We start from the raw sequence: 18,331 nt of genomic DNA, 5'->3' as shown, positions 1-18,331 counted from the left end.
GTTCAGTCTTTGGCGTAGTCAATTTCGACCTTGTCGAATTCGCTCTCGGCCCAGGCGAAATTCGGATAGACATCGAGGTTCTCGTAGGTGTCGGCACCCGCAAGCTCGACCTCGCGCGGTTCACGCAGTATGCCCTTCGCCTGGAACAGCTTCGCCACCACGTACGTCGGCAGGAAGCCGAGCACGCCGAACATGATGATGGCCCCGAGGAAGTTGCCGATCGGGTTCACCGCCGGGGAACCATCCGGCGTCGTACCGAACCAGCCATGGCTGCTGACCCACCAGTTCGAGAGATCGATCGGAGCCGCTGCCGGGTAACCCCAGAGCAGGAAACCGGCCACGACGACACCGATGAAACCCGCATAACCGTGGACGGCACAGGCGCCAACCGGATCATCGATCTTGAACCGGTTCTCCACCCAGAAGTGCAGCTTGTAGATCACCGCCGCGATCGCGGCGCCGACGAACAGGGCCTGGATGGGGTGATACAGATCGTTTCCGGCCGAGGCGCCGATAATGCCCGCAAGACCGCAGGACAGCGTCCAGTACGGGTCGCCTTTGGAGACGAAATAGCCGGCCATCAGGCCGCCGGTCAGCGACATCAGGAAGTTGAAGGTCAGCGACGACAGGGTGGTGGGCATCAGATAGATGTTGGTCGCACCCATGCGCAGCTCTTCCTCGGAGCCGATATTGATGATCGGAATGTTGCAGGCGGCGTAGAAGCCCCAGAAGCCCGCGTAGATGATCACCAGTCCGAAGCAGGCCATCCATGCGTTATGCGGCGGGATATCCCGCGGACGCCCCTCCTGGTCGAACTTGCCGATGCGTGGGCCCAGTACGATCGTCAGGGCGAGGCAGGCACCGCCGGCGATGGCATGGATCACCCCGGAGGCATAAGCGTCATGGTAGCCCATGAGCTGGACCATCCAGCCCTCGGCATGCCAGCCCCAGGAGGCGTCGATGACCCAGGTCACGGAGCCAACCAGGACGCCGATGACGAGGAATGCCCCGGTCCGCACGCGCTCGATGGCCACGCCCGATACGATCGCCGCGGCGGTCCATGAGAACAGCAGGAAAGCGGCCCAGAAGACCCCGGAGATGTTGTCCTGCAGATGTGGGCCCATGTTCTCGGACCACGGCAATGCCGCCATCGCCGCTTCGCTGGTGATCACCGGTCCGAAAAAGCCCGGTCCGGCGTTGAAGGCCCAGTAGATCCACCAGGAAAACAGGAACCAGGTCAATGTGACGAGGGCGAGCACCATAATGTGCCGGTTAATGGTCTGACTGATGTTCTTGCGTCTTGTGGCACCTACCTCGTACGCGAGCAGGCCGGCATGGATGAGGAACATCATCACGACCGTCACCCAGTAATAAAACTCGGTGAAGATCGTGATGATCGCATCGATTTGTGTATCCATTGGTACCCCCCTTGTTATGGGATTTCCAACACCCGCAGCCGTCGAACGCGGGCCGGATGGCACTCGCCATACGCCTCCGTGCAACCGCTACGGGACCGGATCGGGTTCATTCTCAGGGATTGCCACACGGGACTTGTGGCCCGTAAGCGAGAGACCGGCCGGACCGCCACGCGGATCATGGGATCCGCGACGGTGGCCGGCGCCGGAAACGCCAGATCGGTCGGCTTCCGGGAACCGCACGCGTCGCTGCCACGCGGACGGAAGTCCGCGTGGTTCAATGTGGCGCGGTGGAAGCCGAGGCAGGGGACTGACGGATCCGGGGTGTGCTCGCCGACCGTTACCCGGACTTGGGAACGGGATCGACGCGATGGGGACCGCAACTCTGGCGGTCGGACGAGAGGGCATACCAGTCCGCAACCGCTCCCCGACCGGTCGACCGGCCTCACGGTGGCGACAGCCCGATCCCGGTGCAGCCGGGCGAGGTCTGCCCGCCCGGCGGCACATTCGAGCGGAATCGGCTTTCGGTATGGCTCAGAAGCGACCCGCACCATGTCGGGCTCCCTCAGCGCCACGTCCCGATCACACGCGACCGGAACGCATCCTGGTCGCGAATTTACCTTAAAGAATATTTATTGCATAGAGGGAAATTGTTGGTGCGCCATGTAACCGAGGCGACCCGTAGATACCTGGACATGGATTCACTATAGGCGGGAACGGCCTCGATCATCGCCGAAAACACGCGATTTTCAGTTATATTGAAAATCTACCCTGCATTTTCATCCCGGGAATATGTAATTACCGAGAGATAGCGACAGGGTACTTCCACGAGTTCGATCGGACCGTGCGGGGCAATCGAGTCGAAGAACAGGGCATCGCCAGGCCCCATGGGGAATGTCCGCTCGCCGTGGCGGTAAATCAGGCGGCCTTCCAGCATGTAGATGAACTCGACGCCTTCGTGCTGGAAATCGCCGAAGGGTTCGGATCCCTCCGAGAGCGTGATCCTGTAGGGCTCCACCCCCACCACGTTGCGTACGCCATGACCCAGCAGCTCATAGAGGTGGCCGGATTTGGTGCCACGGCGGTCGATCTCGAGACCGGTACCGGCCGGGACAAAGGAGACATCCCGACTCGTATCGAGCGGCGCGAACAGCGCCGACAAAGGCGTGCCCAGGGCATCGGCCAACGCGCTGAGCGTACTCAGTGAGGGTGAAGTCTGGCCATTCTCGATCTTGGACATCATGCCCTGCGAGAGGCCGGCCCGCTGCGCCAGGGCAACGATCGTCAGATCCGCGCGGCGCCGATGCCGACGGATCTCGGCACCAACGTATTTTTCAAGATCCCGGCTTGCCACCCCCGCCGTCGTGTCGGGAATGAGTCCAAGCGACTCGGCATCCGTTTTCTTCCCCTGATTCACCGTATTCCCTTTGCGCTCTTACCCTGGGCCGCAGGATACAGGTCTTGCGGCGCCCCATCACGACTCGGCCGCGGTGCCTGGAGCAGGCACCCATCCGCGCTCAGTTTTCGGAGAGATTCATGACCCAGATCGTCGCCATGCGCAGCAGCGCGGCGTTACTGGCGGCGCCGAGTTTGTGCTTCATATGCTCGCGGTGACTGTCGATCGTCTTGGGGCTCCGCTGCAGGCGCTCCGCGATCTCGCGGGTCGAATATCCCCACCCGAGAAGCGTGAACACCTCCAGTTCCCGGTCCGACAGCAGCGCCTCCGGCTCCGCCGTCGAGGCATCCGGTCCACGCATGCTTTGACGGAGCAGCCACGCGGCCCATTCCGGTTTCAGATAGAACCGGCCCGCGAGCACCTCACGGATCGCCTCGATCAGGCGATCAACCGCCTCCGCCTTGGTGATATAGCCGTCGGCCCCCGCCCGCAGTGCACGCTCGGCATACATGCGCTCCTCATGCATGGAAACAACCAGAATCCGGAGTGCGGGATACCGATTGCGGAGATCGCGCACCAGCGGCAGGGCATTGCCTTGCGGCAATGACAGATCCATCAGAACCAGATCCGGCGAGACCTCGTCGATGACACGGCTCCCCTCCGTGGCATCGCCGGCTTCACCGCAAACGCGCAGATCCTCGACTTCGCCCAGCAGATCCATCAGTCCCTTGCGGAATACGGGATGATCCTCGACCAGAACGACACGTGCGGCCGTCCCGACGGCATTCTCTGCAATCCGGGTCACAGCCATTCCTCCTCTGCCGCGGCACGGTTGTACAACCGCCCGCATCCGACCGCACGGGTCGTCCACCCCCTTGACTGCCCCCGGCAAAGCCGCTCGACAGCAGCGATCTTGACGGCAATACGGGACAAGTCTAGAGGTTTATGTATACAAAACTACCGTACCTGTACAGACCCGCGTTGGCACGCGGGTCCGGCGGTGCCCCGTCGCCCACTGGTCGTGAGGTTCATGTGACACCCCGTTCCGGATGGCGCGCTATTGCGCTCCCTGGGGAATTCTCCCATGAACGGTTTCCGCGGACCCCCGATAGGACAGGAGCGTTGCGGACGGTACCGTATCGATAATTGATCAAAGTTCCGGGTAAATGGACATGCAACGGACTTTTCCCATCAATGGAAGGTCGCAGGAACGGCATGCGCGCACCGTCCGCACGGACGAAAACGGCCTCTCCATGCCGCATCACGATGCTCACCGCCGTGTCGCCGCACGGATGGCCAATCACCGAAGCTGTTTCCAGTGCGCCCTCCGCCGATCGTGTTTCCCCGGTAACCTGAACGACGAAATCTTCGGTGAGATCGACCGTATCGCGGTCGCGCGCGGACCCGTGGCCCGAGGGGAGACGATTTTCAGTACAGGGGACCCGTTCCGTTGCGTGTACACGGTGCGCAGCGGCGCACTGCGAACCAGCATGATTGACCGCACCGGTGCGGAGCAGGTCATCGGATTCACCCTGCCCGGCGAGATCGTGGGGATCGAGAGTCTCGGCAGAGAGCAGCACTGCACCCGCGCGGTCGCACTCGAGCGGACCACGATGTGCGCGATCCCGGTGGATCGCCTCCTCCGCGTCGCCCAGTCGCACCCGGGTCTGCAGCGGCGGGTGCACGAGATCGCGGGCGATATGATCCGCCGCGATCATGCGCACTTCCGCGAACTCGGCCGGCTCAATGCGCATCAACGCCTGCTCCTGTTCCTGGCCGATTTACTGACGCGGTACCGTGTCGCGGGCTTTGCCACGGACGAAGTCCATCTCCCCATGTACCGTGAGGACATCGCCAATTACCTCGGGGTGGCCCTGGAAACGATCAGTCGCATGATGACGCGACTGGCGGAGGAAGGTGTCATCGAGGTCCGACATCGCCATATCCGCATCATCGAGGCGGGTGTGACCGCACTCACGGGACAACCCGCCAACACCGATTCGACCGCCCGCGGTTACTGAGCCGGGTCAACAGTCGGGGCCATGCCATCAGTCGCACCCGATAAACCGGAGTAGCTGGATACGGGTACGTGCGCGCCCGTTCCGGGGCGCATCGCCGGTACGCGCCGCGTGGCCCGGACAAGCGAACCGAGAATGCGTCTGCGCTGGGGGTTGCCGTTACGTCCGGTCCATGCGTGCACCATACCGGTCGACAACCGCCCGAGGCGCTCGCACTCATGGTGGAAATGCCCACGCGGTGACTCGAGGTCTCCCTCCGCGCTACCCCGCGTACCGCTGAAACCGGGCACCAGGATTCCATGCTCCGTCAAAAGCCGTACGGCACAGTCATGGGCGCATTCCCGTTTCCGGGCCTCTCCCGGCGCGGCCACGAACACGGAAGCGAACTTTCCCTGCATGGTTTCCCAGAAACGCGGTTCGAGTGCCTGCTGCCAGTTCGCGAGCGCATCAGCGACACGCGACGGATCGGCGTCGACCCCCAGTACAAGTCCGTCACACCAGGACAAGTAATCGAGGTCGATCGCTTCAAGCGACAACAGACGCACATTCGCCCCGCGTACCGTTCTGGCCCCCGCCGCAACGGCGGCCGCCATCACCGGCAAACGATCCGATGCATCTTCCTGCCATCCAATCAGGATATTGGCCATTGCGAACAATCACCCCCGCAGTACCAGACATTCACTGGACCCGTGTACTCGAGTCATGGGGCCACGGTGTCTGCTGGCACGCCGAAACGCGGCCCTGCCCGAATGTTGCCCGATGCGCAGGCGGGAGATTTGACGGTTATCAATCCAGCAATCGACTTTGGCCCACGCCCACAAAACCGCCGAGCCTGATACGTGGCGCACCATGACGTCGGCAACGCGTGTGTTACTCGGGGCCGGACACGAAAAAGGGCGCCCGGAGGCGCCCTTTTTGCAAACCCGCATTCCGGCGCTCGGCCGGAACCGGACGATCAGAACAGCCCTTCGATGTTGCCGTCGTCCCCGAGGCGGATATGCGCCGCGGCCGGGACCTTCGGAAGTCCGGGCATGGTCATGACATCGCCGCAGACGATCACGAGGAATTCCGCACCGGCGGAGAGGCGCACCTCACGGATCGTTACGGTGTGTCCGCTCGGAGCACCCTTGCGGCCCGGATCAGTCGAGAACGACAGCGGCGTCTTGGCGATACAGACCGGATAATGGCCGTAGCCCTGCTCTTCGAGCTGGCGCAGCTGATTGTGGATTTTGTCCTCGGCATTGATATCGCTCGCACCGTAGAGCTCGGTGGCGATCGTCTTGACCTTGTCCCACAGCGGCATCTCGTCCGGGTACAGGACATTGAACTGACTCGGCTTCTCCTCGATCGTGCGCACGACGGTATCGGCCAGGTCGCTGGCGCCGGCCCCGCCGTTCGCCCAGTGATCGGAGAGCACCAGCTCGACATCTTCCTCGGCGATGCGCTCGCGCAGCGCTTCGATCTCCGCTTCGGTATCGGCCGAGAACTTGTTGACGGCGACAACCGGCGGAACACCGAATTTCTTCACGTTGCGGACGTGGCGAATGACGTTCTCGGCACCCTTGCGGACGGCCTCGACGTTCTCCTTCTTCAGGTCTTCCTTGGCCACACCGCCGTGCATCTTGACCGCCCGGATCGTGGCGACGATGACACACGCATCCGGTGTCAGACCGGACTTGCGGCACTTGATGTCGAAGAACTTCTCGGCACCGAGATCGGCACCGAAGCCCGCCTCGGTCACGACGTAGTCCGCCAGCTTGAGCGCGGTGCGCGTCGCGCTGACGCTGTTGCAGCCGTGGGCGATGTTGGCGAACGGCCCGCCGTGGACGAATGCCGGGGTGGCCTCCAGCGTCTGCACGAGGTTCGGTCCGAGTGCGTTCTTGAGCAGCACCGTCATCGCGCCCTCGGCCTGCAGATCGCGCGCCCGGATCGGCTCGCGCTGACGGGTGTAGGCGACGACGATGTTCCCGAGCCGCTCCTGCAGGTCTTCCAGGTCGTTGGCGAGACAGAAGATCGCCATGACTTCGGAGGCGACCGTGATGTCGAAGCCGTCCTCGCGCGGGAAGCCATTGCCGACGCCACCGAGACTGTTGGTGATATTGCGCAGCGCCCGATCATTCATATCGAGCACGCGCTTCCACGTGATCCGGCGGGCATCGATGCCGAGCTCGTTACCCCAGTGGATGTGGTTGTCGATCATCGCCGACAGCAGATTGTGCGCGGAGGTGATCGCATGGAAGTCACCCGTGAAATGGAGGTTGATCTCCTCCATCGGCACGACCTGGGCGAAGCCACCGCCGGCAGCACCACCCTTGACGCCGAAACACGGGCCGAGCGACGGCTCGCGCAGGCAGATGGCGGCGTTACGGCCGGTGTGGTTGAGTGCATCGCCGAGGCCGACGCTGGTCGTCGTCTTGCCTTCACCCGCCGGCGTCGGCGTGATGCCGGCCACGAGGATCAGCTTGCCGTTCGGCTTGTCTTTCAGGGTTTCCGCGTATTCCGGGTCCACCTTGGCCTTGACGTGGCCGTACGGCAGCAGACCGTGGCCAGGAATACCCAGCTTGTCGGAAATCTCGGTAATGTTACGGAGGGTCGCGCCACGCGCGATCTCGATATCGCTCTTCGGATTCTGGTGCTGTTCGTTGCCCATCGGCCTGCTCCCGGTCCTGTCTTGGTGTCGATTATCCGCGGGCACCCCCGCAAAATGAGGACGGCCACCCGGGTTTCCGGAATGGCCGTCCGCTGGAGAACGCGATCTCGCGATCCGTCCCCGGTACGCCTCCCGCGTTCAGCGGTCGGAAGACGGTACGTTCAGTCGCTGACCGCCATGCCGCCGTATTCGGCGGCGGCATCGTCGAGCCAGAGAAACGTGTAGTCGGCGAAACTGCGACGCACCACGATCTCGAAGCCCTGCCCGTCCGCGGTCGGCCGGATCAGGATGCCCGCATGGCTCAGAAGGGTCTGCGCACACTGGCCCGGCGCGAATGCCCGCGGATGCAGGTCGAGTGTGCAGCCCTTCTCGAGCACGTCCCGCGCGTGCGGTCCCGAAAGCTCCACGGTCGTGAAGTTCCCGGTGACATCGTTCGTCGCGATGTGCCGCCCGGCGAGCGCCTCCTCCAGGCGCGCGATCAGATCGAGCTGCCCGTCCGCGGCGGTCCGGACAAACCACTCGGTCGGCGCCAGCCAGAAGACCGTGATCTCGCCGTTCTCGACGACCGTATTCGGCTCGGTCGGTAGTGCGACGCCCAGAACATCCTTCACCGCATCGGTGAACTTCGCGTCCTCCGCGTTTCCGCGCAGATTGACGCAACCGAGGAACGGGCGTTCACGCAACGTAACACCGGCATTCGCCGGCGCGGCCGCCTTGCGTTCGGGCGTAATCCGCTCGACCAGCGGCGATTCCTGACGAATGGCTTCAGACATTCTGCCGTTCCCCCTTCAGATCGTAGAACACGGGGCTCGTAATCCGGCACTGGATCACGCGGCCATCCGCCTGTGGCGCGTAGAGCACTTCGTCCATCCGCTCACGACCGCGTTTGACCATCGCGAGCGCGATCGAATGGCCGAGCGTCGACGAGTAGTAGCTGGACGTCACGTAACCATGCAGTGGTACCGGTTTCGGCGCCTCGTTGGCATTCGGATCCTCGACCAGTTGCGCGCCCTCGGGGATGATCTCCTTCGGATCGCCGACCGTGACCAGGCCGACGAACTGCTCACGGTCTTCGCGGATCGCGTCGGGCCGGCTCAGTGAACGGCGGCCGATGAAATCCTTCTTGCTGGACAGCAGGCCATGCATGCCGAAGTCCATCGGATTGACCGAGCCGTCGGTGTCCTGGCCGGCGATGATGAAGCCCTTCTCCGCGCGCAGGATGTGCATCGTCTCGGTGCCATACGGCGTGATGCCGTACTCCTGTCCCGCCTCCCAGACGGCGTCCCAGACGTACTGACCGTAATTGGCCTGAACGTTGATCTCGAAGCCGAGTTCGCCGCTGAAGCTGATACGGAACAGTCGCGCGGGCACCCCGGCGGCTTCACAGTCCCGCCAGGTCATGAACGGGAAGGCGTCGCCGGAGAGATCGACACCGCTGACGACCTTGGCGACGACATCACGGGCATGCGGCCCGGCGAGCGAGATCGCCGCCCACTGGTCCGTAGTCGAGGTCAGATAGACCTGCAGTTCGGGCCACTCGGTCTGGAGGTACTCCTCCAGGTGCGCCAGTACCCGGGCGGCACCGCCGGTCGTCGTGGTCATGTGGTAATGGTCTTCAGCGATCCGCGCGGACACGCCGTCGTCCATGATCATGCCGTCCTCGCCGAGCATGATCCCGTACTTGGCCTTGCCGACCTCCATGGTCTTCCAGCCGTTCGTATAAACACGGTTCAGGAACTCCGCGGCGTCGGGTCCGCGCACGTCGATCTTGCCCAGCGTCGAGGCGTCGAGGACACCGACGGCGTGCCGGGTCTGGTACGACTCGCGGTCCAGTGCTTCGCGCATCGACTCGCCCGGCTTCGGGTAATACCACGGGCGCTTCCAGTCACCCACGTTCTCGAACAGGGCACCGTGCTCGACATGCCACTGGTGCATCGGCGTCTTGCGCACGGCATGGAACCGCTCCGGACCGAAATCGCGACCCGCGAACGCGCCCATGGTCACCGGCGTGTAGGCCGGCCGGAACGTTGTGGTACCGACTTTGGCGATATCCTCGCCCAAAGCCTCGGCGGCGATGCCGGCGCCATTGATATTGCCCAGCTTGCCCTGGTCGGTGCCAAAGCCCATCGCCGTGTAGCGCTTGATGTGCTCGATCGAGCGATAACCCTCGCGCACGGCGAGATACACGTCGGCACTGGTCTGGTCGTTCTGCACGTCGATGAACTGTTTCGGCGCGCGCGAAATCGCCTTGCGCGACGGCACCCGCCACATCGGACGCAGCGGCGACTCCTTCTGCTTGCCGGTCGCCGGCGCCTCGCCCTCGATGTCCTCGGTCCCGAAGCCGGCACCGGCCGCCGCCATGGCGCCAGCCGACAGACCTTCGGTAATACAGCCACCCAGTGCGAAATTGCCGTTACAGGCACCGGCGTTGTACGTATTGCCCATCGCCTGGTCCGGTACGAACGAGGCGATCGACTCGTCGTAACGCATCGTTCCGCCGGGATGCGAGTGCAGATGGATAACGGGGTTCCAGCCCCCAGAGCTCGCGACCAGGTCGCAGTCGAGATGATGGATTTCTCCATAGACCCCATCGCCACGACCATTCAGGCGCATGACCTTGACGCCGCTGACGTGCTGGCCGCCACGCGTGTCCACTACGGCGTAGCCGCTGTAGATCGGGATTTCTTCCTTGCGGGCGCGGTCGACGAGTACGCCTTCGCTCTCCGGACGGACGTCGACGATAGCCGCGACGTCGACCCCGTGATCATCGAGATCGAGCGCGGTCTGATATGCGCTGTCGTTGTTCGTGAACACGACCGCGCGCTGCCCCGGGCGCACCCCATAGCGGTTGATGTAGGTCGACACCGCCGAGGCCGGCATGATGCCCGGACGATCGTTGTTGCAGAACACGAGCGGGCGCTCGATCGCTCCGGTCGCTAGGACGACCTGGTTGGCGCGCACACGCCACTGGCGCTGGCGCGGGCGCTCATCCGGGGACGTCAGACCGATGTGGTCCGTCACCCGCTCGAGCAGCGAGACGAAACCGTGATGGTAATGACCGAACGCCGTCGTGCGCGGAAGCAGCGTGACCTCTTCCAGCGATTCGAGTTCGGCCACCGCCTCTTTCGCCCATTCCACGCCCGGCTTGCCGTCGAGGAACTGGCGACCCGCGAGCAGATGACCACCGAACTCGTTCTGTTCGTCACAGACAACCACGCGGGCACCGCGCCGACCCGCTTCGAGCGCTGCGGCCAACCCGGCGGGTCCGCCGCCCACGATCAGGACATCGCAGTGGCGATTCTTCTTGTCGTAGCGATCCGGATCCGGCTGGGTCGGCGCCTTGCCGAAACCGGCCGACTTGCGGATCCGCGGCTCATAGACCTTGTCCCACCAGGACTTCGGCCACTTGAAGGTCTTGTAATAGAAACCGGCCGGCAGCAGTGGCGAGAACAGGCCCGTGACCGCGTTGACGTCGAACTTCACGCTTGGCCAGCAGTTGACACTGTTCGCCTCGAGCCCCTGATACAACTCGGTCTGGGTCGCGCGCAGATTCGGGATCGTGCCAGCGCCGCGCCCGATCTGCACGAGCGAGTTCGGGCACTCCGCACCCGCGCCCATGATCCCGCGCGGCCGATGCAGCTTGAAGCTGCGGCCCACCAGGGAAATGCCGTTCGCAAGCAGTGCGGACGCGAGCGTATCGCCCTCATAGCCCTGCAGGGACTGGCCGTTGAAGGTGAACGTCAGCGGCTTCCTGCGATCAATGCGGCCACCGGTCTGCAGACGGTTCGTCTGGCTCACTGTTCACCCCCCGGCGGTTCTTCGCCCATCCTGTAGAACGCCTTGAATTCGTAGGTCGTGGTATCGCGCACGGCATTGAACCAGCGGCGGCAACCCGCCGAATGCACCCAGCGCTCGCGGAATTCGCCCCGCGTATTGCTGCCGAAAAACAGATAGTCGGCCCATTCCGCATCGGACACCGAATCCGGATCTTTGGGCCGCTCGATGTGCGCCTCGCCGCCGTAACCGAATTCCGATTCGTCGCGCCAGCCGCACCAGGGACACTGGATATAAAGCATGATCTACCCCCTCAGTGAGCCACGCCGGCGGCGCCGTGCTCGTCGATCACCGCGCCGGTCTCGAAACGCTTCAGGCTGAAGGCCTCGTTGAGCGGATGCGGCTCGTCGTTGGCCATCGTGTGCGCGAAGCACCAGCCGGAGCCGAGCGTGGCCTTCCAGCCGCCGGTGCCCCAGCCGCAGTTGAAGTACAGGCCATCCACCGGCGTCTTGGTCACCAGCGGCGAGGCGTCGGGGCACACATCCACGCAGCCGGCCCAGTGGCGCAGCAGGCGCAGGCGGCTGACGATCGGGTACAGCTCGACCAGCGCGGCAAGCTGTTCCTCGATCACCGAGATCGAACCCTTGTGGCCATAGCCGTTGTACTTGTCGACACCGGCACCGATCACGAGCTCGCCCTTGTCGGACTGGCTGATGTAGACATGCACGGCACCGGACATGACGACCGTATCGATCACCGGCTTGATCGGCTCCGACACGAGCGCCTGCAGCGGCCGCGACTGGACCGGCAGGCGGATGCCCGCCATGTCGGCGATGACGCCGGAGTTGCCCGCGGTGACGGCGCCCACCTTGTTCGTTTCGATGAATCCTTTCGTGGTATCGACACCGGTGACCTGACCATCTTCACGACGGATACCGGTCACCTCGCACTGCTGGATCACGTCGATCCCGAGGCTGTCGCAGGCACGCGCCATACCCCAGGCGAGCGCGTCGTGGCGGGCGATACCGCCGCGCGGCTGGTAGGAGGATCCCAGCACGGGGAAGCGCGTGTTGGTCTCCGAGGTGTTGATGATCGGCACCATCTCCTTGACCTGTTGCGCGTTGAGCACGACGCCGTCGACACCGTTGAGGCGGTTGGCGTTCACCCGGCGCTCGATGGTGCGCATGTCCTGCAGGTTGTGCCCCAGGTTCAGCACGCCGCGCTGGCTCAGCATCATATTGAAGTTGACCTCCTGGGTGATGTCCTCCCAGAGCTTCAGGCCCTTCTCGTAGATGCCGGCCGAGGCCGTCCAGAGATAGTTCGACCGGATGATGGTCGTATTGCGGCCGGTATTGCCGCCACCAAGCCACCCCTTTTCGATCACGGCGATGTTGGTCATGCCGTGTTCTTTGGCGAGGTAATACGCCGTCGACAGGCCGTGCCCGCCACCGCCGATGATCACGGCGTCATAGCGCTTCTTTGGCTCCGGACTGCGCCACGCCTGCCACCAGTTCTCGTGATGGCTGAGCGCGTTCCGCGCCAGACTGAAAATCGAATACTTTCTCATGCCGGACATGCCCCCTGTTCGGCTGCTGGCACGGCGGTGGACCGCCTGCCTTCGGGCACAGACGAACGCGGACCGCAGGGCGGCCCGCGTCGTCGCGGTTCGTTACGGCCTCAGCCCCCGTATACCGGGAAGCGCTGGCACAGTTCCTGGACCTTGTCCCGGACCTGATCGATGACTTCTTCATTATCGATGTCATCGAGCACGTCTGAGATCCAGTGCGCGATGTCGGCGAACTCCTGCTCGCCGAATCCGCGCGTGGTCCCGGCCGGCGTACCGATACGCAGACCGCTGGTCACGAACGGCGGCTGCGGGTCATTCGGCACGGCGTTCTTGTTGACCGTGATGTGCGCGCGACCGAGTGCCGCATCCGCGTCCTTACCGGTCACGCCCTTCGGCGTCAGGTCCAGCAGGAACAGATGGTCATCGGTGCCGCCGGAGACGATCTTGAGCCCGCGCTCCTGGAAGACGCCGGCCATCACGCGCGCGTTGTCGATCACGCGCTGCTGGTAATCGCGGAACTCCGGCTGCAGCGCCTCCTTGAACGCGACCGCTTTGGCGGCGATCACGTGCATCAGCGGACCGCCCTGCATACCCGGGAACACGCTGGAGTTGAATTTCTTCCCGAGGTCCGTGTCGCGGGACAGGATGATGCCGCCGCGGGGACCGCGCAGCGTCTTGTGCGTGGTGGAGGTCACGACATCGGCGATCGGCACCGGATTCGGGTAGTGGCCAGTCGCGATCAGGCCGGAGACGTGCGCCATGTCGACCATGAAAAACGCACCGACCTCATCGGCGATCTCGCGGAAACGCTGCCAGTCAATCACGCGCGAATAGGCCGAAAAGCCGGCGATGATCAGCTTCGGCTTGTGCTCGCGCGCGAGTTCGGCCACCTCGTCGTAACGGATCTCGCCGGTCTCGTCGTCGATCCCGTACTGCACGGCATGATAGTTCTTGCCGGAGAAGTTCACGGAGGCGCCATGCGTAAGATGACCGCCGTGAGCGAGGCTCATGCCGAGGATGGTATCGCCAGGCTGGAGCAGCGCGGTGAACACGGCGGCATTCGCCTGGGCGCCGGAATGCGGCTGCACGTTGGCGTAGGCGGCACCGTAGAGTTCCTTGACGCGGTCGATCGCCAGCTGCTCGGCGACATCGACGTGCTCGCAGCCGCCGTAGTAGCGGCGCCCGGGATAGCCTTCGGCATACTTGTTGGTGAGGACCGAGCCCTGGGCCTCGAGCACCCGCGTCGACGCGTAGTTCTCCGAGGCGATCAGCTCGATGTGCTGCTCCTGGCGCGTGCGCTCGGCATTGATCGCGGCATCGAGCTCATCGTCGAAACCGGCGATCGTTTCATTGCTGCTGAACATGCATCTCTCCCGGAACCAGCGGGCGCAGCGGCGCCCGGAAACCATTCACCAAAACGTTCGCGGGCGCCGCATGCAGCCATCGGGCACGGGCGTCCGGATTCGTTCTCTCAGTACTTTTTCGGGCGCTGCGGGGCGACCATCCGCATGGCCTGCCCGGCGGTTTGCGAACACGCCATTATACGAGTCAGGGCGTGCAGCTTACAGCGCTGTCCGCCCGCGACTTGTTCGGCCACGACGCGCCTTTGCCTTGCGGCGACGACGGCCTGTCGGCGCCAGGATCCACGGCCGCGGCAAACCCCGACGGGGCGTTCGGCACCATTCCCGCACCCGTCTGCCCGTACCGGTTCGATTCGATTCACCGCCCTCTCCGGTGTCATCGAAGCGGCATAGAGCCCGCTCACGGGCCCGTCATCGGCAAGCGCTCCCCGGTATCAAGCCGGCGGAACCAGTGCCAGGCGGTGTGCGGCGCCGCTCCATCGGTATTCGGCGCGCCCCGTCCTGCCGCGGCATCCGCGAGGTCAACCGAGCGGATCTCGAGGCTGAACCGGGTCGCACCCGACGCGTTCGGCACACTCGCGTGCAGATGCGCCCCCGAGAAGATCAGCACGTCGCCGGGCTCCACCACGACCGGCATCGACCCGGACGGATCGAGTGTTGCCGTCGGATCGGGCGTGTTGCGGATGACCGGTGCGCGCCCCTCCTGCCGCGCCGCGCGCACCTCGCCGCGGATCGCTTCGAGATCCCAGTCGGCGCTGTCATTGTCGACCGGACGATCCCAGCAGCCCGGGAAGAACGTGATCGTGCGCCCCGGGGTGACCGGATAGATCGGCAGCCACCAGTTGATCTGTTGATAGACGTTCGAGGCCCAGGTGTCACGGTGCGCACCCAGTGTATGTCGAGCGTCGAGGCCCGGGCTGTCGTCGTGGGGCTGCGCCCGCAGGTTCAGCACATCGGCGGCCGTGCGGGTGACATCGAGCCCGAAATGGACCAGCAGGCGGCGCATCAGGTCCGTGGCCCGCGGGTCGCGCTTGTAGTCGGCTCGCAGGCGGGCCGCACGGCTGTGCCAGTCCTCCGACGCCATGGAAAACTGGGCCTCCGCCAGGGCATCGCAGGCGAAGGCGCTGCGCAACTCGGCGTCGAAGAACTCGACCAGTCGCGCCGCCGGCTCCGTGCCGCGTACGATCAGCAGATCCCCCGCGTAGATACGGGCCCGCAGCCAGTCCGGCGCCGGGGGCCGGCTCAGGGTCTGGATCGCGGTCATCGGTGGCCTCCCGTGGATGCCCGGGGATTGTAGCAACCGGAACAACACGGCCCACCGGGACGCCTGCACGGATTCGCGACAGCCGCCGAGCGGCCGCTATACTCGCCGCTCGGCCAGTCGCCACGCCGCTGAGCCGTTGTGCCCACGTCGCCCCGGGGAGTCAGTATGTCCAGTCTGTTGCTCACGGACGTCCGTATCGTCAACGAGGAAACCGTGACCGAGGGCGACTTGCTGGTGAAGGACGGCCGCATCGACACGATCGGCGGCGACCTCGCCGGCCGCGGGGCCGATCGGGTCATCGAAGGGAACGGGCGCTGGCTCCTGCCGGGCCTGATCGACGACCAGGTTCACTTCCGCGAGCCCGGCATGGAGCACAAGGCCGACATCGCCACCGAATCGGCGGCGGCGGTCGCGGGCGGAGTGACCAGTTTCTTCGAGATGCCGAATACGAAACCACCCACGCTGTCCGCCGCCGCGCTCGAGGACAAATACCGTCGCGCCGAGGGGAGAGCGCGCGCCAATTACGGCTTTTTCTTCGGCGCCGGGCGCGACAACATGGACGCGCTGATGCAGCTGGACCCGCGCACCACGCCCGGCATCAAGATCTTCATGGGGGCGTCGACGGGCAACCTGCTGGTGGACGACCCCGAGATCCTCGACCGGATCTTTGCGACCGCCGCCGTGCCGGTCGTCACGCACTGCGAAGACACGCCCACCATCCAGGCGAACGAAGCGGCCATGCGCGAACGCCTGGGCGATGCCGTCGAGCCGCGTCATCACCCGGTCATCCGCACCGGCGAGGCGTGCTGGCGTTCGAGCTCCTTCGCCGTTGACCTGGCGCGCCGGCACGGCACCAATCTCCATGTGCTCCATCTGACCACGGCCCGCGAGATGGCGCTCTTCGATCCGGGTCCGATCGATGACAAACGCATCACCGCTGAGGCCTGCATTCATCATCTGATGTTCAGTGATGCCGACTACGAAGCGCTCGGCAGCCGGATCAAGTGCAACCCGGCCATCAAGACCGCTGAAGACCGGAACGCATTGCTGGCGGCGCTGCGTGAGGGCCGTATCGACATCCTCGCCACCGACCATGCCCCGCACACCATCGCGGAGAAAGATCAGCCGTACCTCGATGCGGCGGCCGGACTCCCGCTGGTACAGGACTTCCTGCCGGCGCTGCTCGATCTGGTGAGCCGCGGGGAACTGTCGATCGAACAGGTCGTGCGCAAGTCCAGCCACAACGTGGCGCAGCGCTTCGACGTCGCCGAGCGCGGCTTCATCCGCGAAGGTTATTGGGCGGATCTGGTGCTGGCCGATCCCGACACGCCGACACGGATCAACGCCGGGGGCGTACTGTCGAAGTGCGGCTGGTCCCCGTTCGACGGCAAAACCCTCGCCGGCAGCGTGGCGGCCACGATCGTCTCGGGCGAGGCGGTCTGGCTGGACGGGTCACTTACGGGCGCCATTGCGGGCCAACGACTGCGGTTCGCACGGTGACTCCCATGACGCGCGCAACCACACGGTTCATCAGCGCCATCCTTTTGGTCGCCCTCGCCCTGCCCCTCGCCGCGGCACCGCGGCTGGAACTGCAGGGGCGCCTCGCGCAGGGATCGGTCGTGTTCGGCCGCACCGCCCCGGGCGCGAGCGTGTACTTTGCCGACCGCGAGGTCCGCGTATCGCCGCAGGGGGTCTTCGTGATCGGCTTCGGGCGCGACGCGGCCGATTCCGAACGACTGGTGGTCGAAGGACCCGATGGGGAGCGCATCGAACGCCGACTCGAGATCGCGCCGCGCGATTACGACATACAGCGCATCGACGGCGTGCCCCCGGAGACCGTATCGCCCCCGGAAGAGGCCATGGAACGCATCCGCGAAGAGGTCGAGCTGGTGCGTGAAGCCCGCACCCGCGACGACCCGCGGACGGATTTCCTGGACGATTTCATCTGGCCCGTGACCGGCCGTATTACAGGCGTCTACGGCAGTCAGCGGGTCTACAACGGCGAACCGCGCCGCCCGCACTACGGCATCGACATCGCGGCGTCCGCCGGCACCCCGGTTCGGGCACCGGCTGGCGGGATCGTCACGGTCGCCCACGAGGACATGTATTTCTCGGGCGGCACCCTCCTGCTGGACCACGGCCATGGACTGTCCTCGGCATTCCTGCACCTGCGGTCCCTTGCGGTCGATGTCGGCGACCGCGTAGAGCGCGGCGACACGATCGGCACCGTCGGCTCGGGCGGCCGCTCCACCGGGGCGCACCTCGACTGGCGCATCAACTGGTTCCAGCGCCGGCTGGACCCGCGCCAACTGGTAGACGCGATGCCCGACGGGGGCGGCTGAACGGTCGTGACGGCAGCCGCCCGCAAGGGCGTCGCGGACTGGGCGCCCACCATGGCGGCGCGGTATCATCGTGCGGATGGAAACCCTCAAAGAAACCGAAACGCTCGCCGAGGGCACGCGCATCGCCTGGGCCGATGTCCGCGCGGCCCTGCGTTTCGACGCGAACGGACTGATCCCGGCGATCGCGCAGCAGCACGACACGGGCGAGGTCCTGATGCTCGCCTGGATGAACGCAGCGGCGCTTGATGAGACCCTGGCCGGCGGACGTGTCGTCTACTGGTCGCGCTCGCGGCAGAAGCTCTGGCGCAAGGGCGAATCCTCGGGCCAGATCCAGCGCCTCATCGACGTTCGGATCGACTGCGACGGCGATGCCCTGCTCCTGCGTGTGGATCAGAACGGGCCGGCATGCCACACCGGCCGCCGCAGCTGTTTCTACCACCGGATTGACGGCGACAGTGTAGAGATCACCTCCGGGCCGCTGGTTGACCCGGCGAGCCTGTACGGACCGTCCGGCACCTGAAGCGCCGGCAACCATCACGAGCCA

At 64.9% G+C, this 18,331-nt stretch carries 15 protein-coding genes; 4 read left to right on the top strand and 11 right to left on the bottom strand.

Going from position 1 to position 18,331, the window contains the following annotated elements:
* Window positions 1–2: 2 nt before the first annotated feature.
* The 3 genes from A0W70_RS02455 to A0W70_RS02445 form a co-directional block, all read right to left on the bottom strand.
* Complete coding sequence (locus A0W70_RS02455) at window positions 3–1,418, bottom strand: ammonium transporter (RefSeq protein WP_070987985.1); 1,416 nt, start codon at window positions 1,416–1,418, stop codon at window positions 3–5.
* Window positions 1,419–2,181: 763 nt separating this feature from the next.
* A complete protein-coding gene (locus tag A0W70_RS02450) occupies window positions 2,182–2,832 on the bottom strand; it encodes a helix-turn-helix domain-containing protein (protein ID WP_070987983.1) in 651 nt (216 codons plus the stop codon).
* 100 nt (window positions 2,833–2,932) lie between these two features.
* Window positions 2,933–3,616, bottom strand: coding sequence for a response regulator transcription factor (locus A0W70_RS02445; protein WP_217495361.1), 684 nt, complete (start codon window positions 3,614–3,616; stop codon window positions 2,933–2,935).
* 361 nt (window positions 3,617–3,977) lie between these two features.
* Here A0W70_RS02445 and A0W70_RS02440 point away from each other — a divergent pair, with 361 nt between their 5' ends.
* The gene (locus tag A0W70_RS02440) at window positions 3,978–4,832 is read left to right on the top strand and encodes a cyclic nucleotide-binding domain-containing protein (protein ID WP_070987979.1); all 855 of its coding nucleotides are present in this window, start codon (window positions 3,978–3,980) and stop codon (window positions 4,830–4,832) included.
* Here the strand turns inward: A0W70_RS02440 and A0W70_RS02435 are convergent.
* From A0W70_RS02435 to A0W70_RS02400, 8 genes are all read right to left on the bottom strand, one after another.
* Window positions 4,826–5,476 carry a hypothetical protein gene (locus A0W70_RS02435; RefSeq protein WP_070987977.1) on the bottom strand — a complete coding sequence of 217 codons (651 nt, stop codon included), beginning with the start codon at window positions 5,474–5,476 and terminating at the stop codon, window positions 4,826–4,828. The genes A0W70_RS02440 and A0W70_RS02435 overlap by 7 nt on opposite strands.
* Before the next feature lie 308 nt (window positions 5,477–5,784).
* Window positions 5,785–7,479, bottom strand: a complete 1,695-nt coding sequence (locus tag A0W70_RS02430; protein WP_070987976.1) for a formate--tetrahydrofolate ligase — start codon at window positions 7,477–7,479, stop codon at window positions 5,785–5,787.
* A 161-nt stretch (window positions 7,480–7,640) separates the two neighbouring features.
* Window positions 7,641–8,252: a sarcosine oxidase subunit gamma gene (locus A0W70_RS02425; RefSeq protein WP_070987974.1), complete on the bottom strand. Its 612-nt coding sequence runs from the start codon at window positions 8,250–8,252 to the stop codon at window positions 7,641–7,643.
* On the bottom strand, window positions 8,245–11,277 hold the full coding sequence (locus A0W70_RS02420) for a sarcosine oxidase subunit alpha family protein (protein WP_070987972.1): 3,033 nt from the start codon (window positions 11,275–11,277) through the stop codon (window positions 8,245–8,247). Before A0W70_RS02420 ends, A0W70_RS02425 begins: the two co-directional genes overlap by 8 nt.
* Entirely contained in the window at window positions 11,274–11,555 is a 282-nt protein-coding gene (locus A0W70_RS02415; protein ID WP_070987970.1) for a sarcosine oxidase subunit delta, read from the bottom strand. The genes A0W70_RS02420 and A0W70_RS02415 overlap by 4 nt, the downstream gene beginning before the upstream one ends.
* An 11-nt stretch (window positions 11,556–11,566) precedes the next feature.
* Window positions 11,567–12,820: a sarcosine oxidase subunit beta family protein gene (locus tag A0W70_RS02410; RefSeq protein WP_070988272.1), complete on the bottom strand. Its 1,254-nt coding sequence runs from the start codon at window positions 12,818–12,820 to the stop codon at window positions 11,567–11,569.
* 110 nt (window positions 12,821–12,930) lie between these two features.
* A complete protein-coding gene (gene glyA / locus A0W70_RS02405; RefSeq protein ID WP_070987968.1) occupies window positions 12,931–14,184 on the bottom strand; it encodes a serine hydroxymethyltransferase in 1,254 nt (417 codons plus the stop codon).
* Window positions 14,185–14,581: 397 nt separating this feature from the next.
* Window positions 14,582–15,445 (bottom strand): phytanoyl-CoA dioxygenase family protein, encoded by an 864-nt coding sequence (locus tag A0W70_RS02400; protein WP_070987966.1) that lies wholly within the window; start codon window positions 15,443–15,445, stop codon window positions 14,582–14,584.
* Between the two features lie 165 nt (window positions 15,446–15,610).
* Here A0W70_RS02400 and A0W70_RS02395 point away from each other — a divergent pair, with 165 nt between their 5' ends.
* The 3 genes from A0W70_RS02395 (at window position 15,611) to hisI (ending at window position 18,307) form a co-directional block, all read left to right on the top strand.
* Window positions 15,611–16,945 carry a dihydroorotase gene (locus A0W70_RS02395; RefSeq protein WP_070987964.1) on the top strand — a complete coding sequence of 445 codons (1,335 nt, stop codon included), beginning with the start codon at window positions 15,611–15,613 and terminating at the stop codon, window positions 16,943–16,945.
* Window positions 16,946–16,950: 5 nt separating this feature from the next.
* Window positions 16,951–17,787, top strand: coding sequence for a M23 family metallopeptidase (locus tag A0W70_RS02390; protein ID WP_070987962.1), 837 nt, complete (start codon window positions 16,951–16,953; stop codon window positions 17,785–17,787).
* 76 nt (window positions 17,788–17,863) lie between these two features.
* Window positions 17,864–18,307 (top strand): phosphoribosyl-AMP cyclohydrolase, encoded by a 444-nt coding sequence (gene hisI, locus A0W70_RS02385; RefSeq protein ID WP_070987960.1) that lies wholly within the window; start codon window positions 17,864–17,866, stop codon window positions 18,305–18,307.
* Window positions 18,308–18,331 lie beyond the last annotated feature (24 nt).

The organism is Halofilum ochraceum (assembly GCF_001614315.2).
In the GTDB taxonomy this organism is placed as follows: domain Bacteria; phylum Pseudomonadota; class Gammaproteobacteria; order XJ16; family Halofilaceae; genus Halofilum; species Halofilum ochraceum.
The sequence above is the reverse complement of the archived record's forward strand: the minus strand, read 5'-3'. Positions and strand labels throughout refer to the sequence as shown.

What these genes read in the sequence shown, in the direction of transcription:
- A0W70_RS02455 (WP_070987985.1), bottom strand. Translation starts at nt 1,418, where the DNA reads ATGGATACACAAATCGATGCGATCATCACGATCTTCACCGAGTTTTAT.
- A0W70_RS02440 (WP_070987979.1), top strand. Translation starts at nt 3,978, where the DNA reads ATGGACATGCAACGGACTTTTCCCATCAATGGAAGGTCGCAGGAACGG.
- A0W70_RS02435 (WP_070987977.1), bottom strand. Translation starts at nt 5,476, where the DNA reads ATGGCCAATATCCTGATTGGATGGCAGGAAGATGCATCGGATCGTTTG.
- A0W70_RS02430 (WP_070987976.1), bottom strand. Translation starts at nt 7,479, where the DNA reads ATGGGCAACGAACAGCACCAGAATCCGAAGAGCGATATCGAGATCGCG.
- A0W70_RS02425 (WP_070987974.1), bottom strand. Translation starts at nt 8,252, where the DNA reads ATGTCTGAAGCCATTCGTCAGGAATCGCCGCTGGTCGAGCGGATTACG.
- A0W70_RS02415 (WP_070987970.1), bottom strand. Translation starts at nt 11,555, where the DNA reads ATGCTTTATATCCAGTGTCCCTGGTGCGGCTGGCGCGACGAATCGGAA.
- A0W70_RS02410 (WP_070988272.1), bottom strand. Translation starts at nt 12,820, where the DNA reads ATGAGAAAGTATTCGATTTTCAGTCTGGCGCGGAACGCGCTCAGCCAT.
- glyA (WP_070987968.1), bottom strand. Translation starts at nt 14,184, where the DNA reads ATGTTCAGCAGCAATGAAACGATCGCCGGTTTCGACGATGAGCTCGAT.
- A0W70_RS02400 (WP_070987966.1), bottom strand. Translation starts at nt 15,445, where the DNA reads ATGACCGCGATCCAGACCCTGAGCCGGCCCCCGGCGCCGGACTGGCTG.
- A0W70_RS02395 (WP_070987964.1), top strand. Translation starts at nt 15,611, where the DNA reads ATGTCCAGTCTGTTGCTCACGGACGTCCGTATCGTCAACGAGGAAACC.
- A0W70_RS02390 (WP_070987962.1), top strand. Translation starts at nt 16,951, where the DNA reads ATGACGCGCGCAACCACACGGTTCATCAGCGCCATCCTTTTGGTCGCC.
- hisI (WP_070987960.1), top strand. Translation starts at nt 17,864, where the DNA reads ATGGAAACCCTCAAAGAAACCGAAACGCTCGCCGAGGGCACGCGCATC.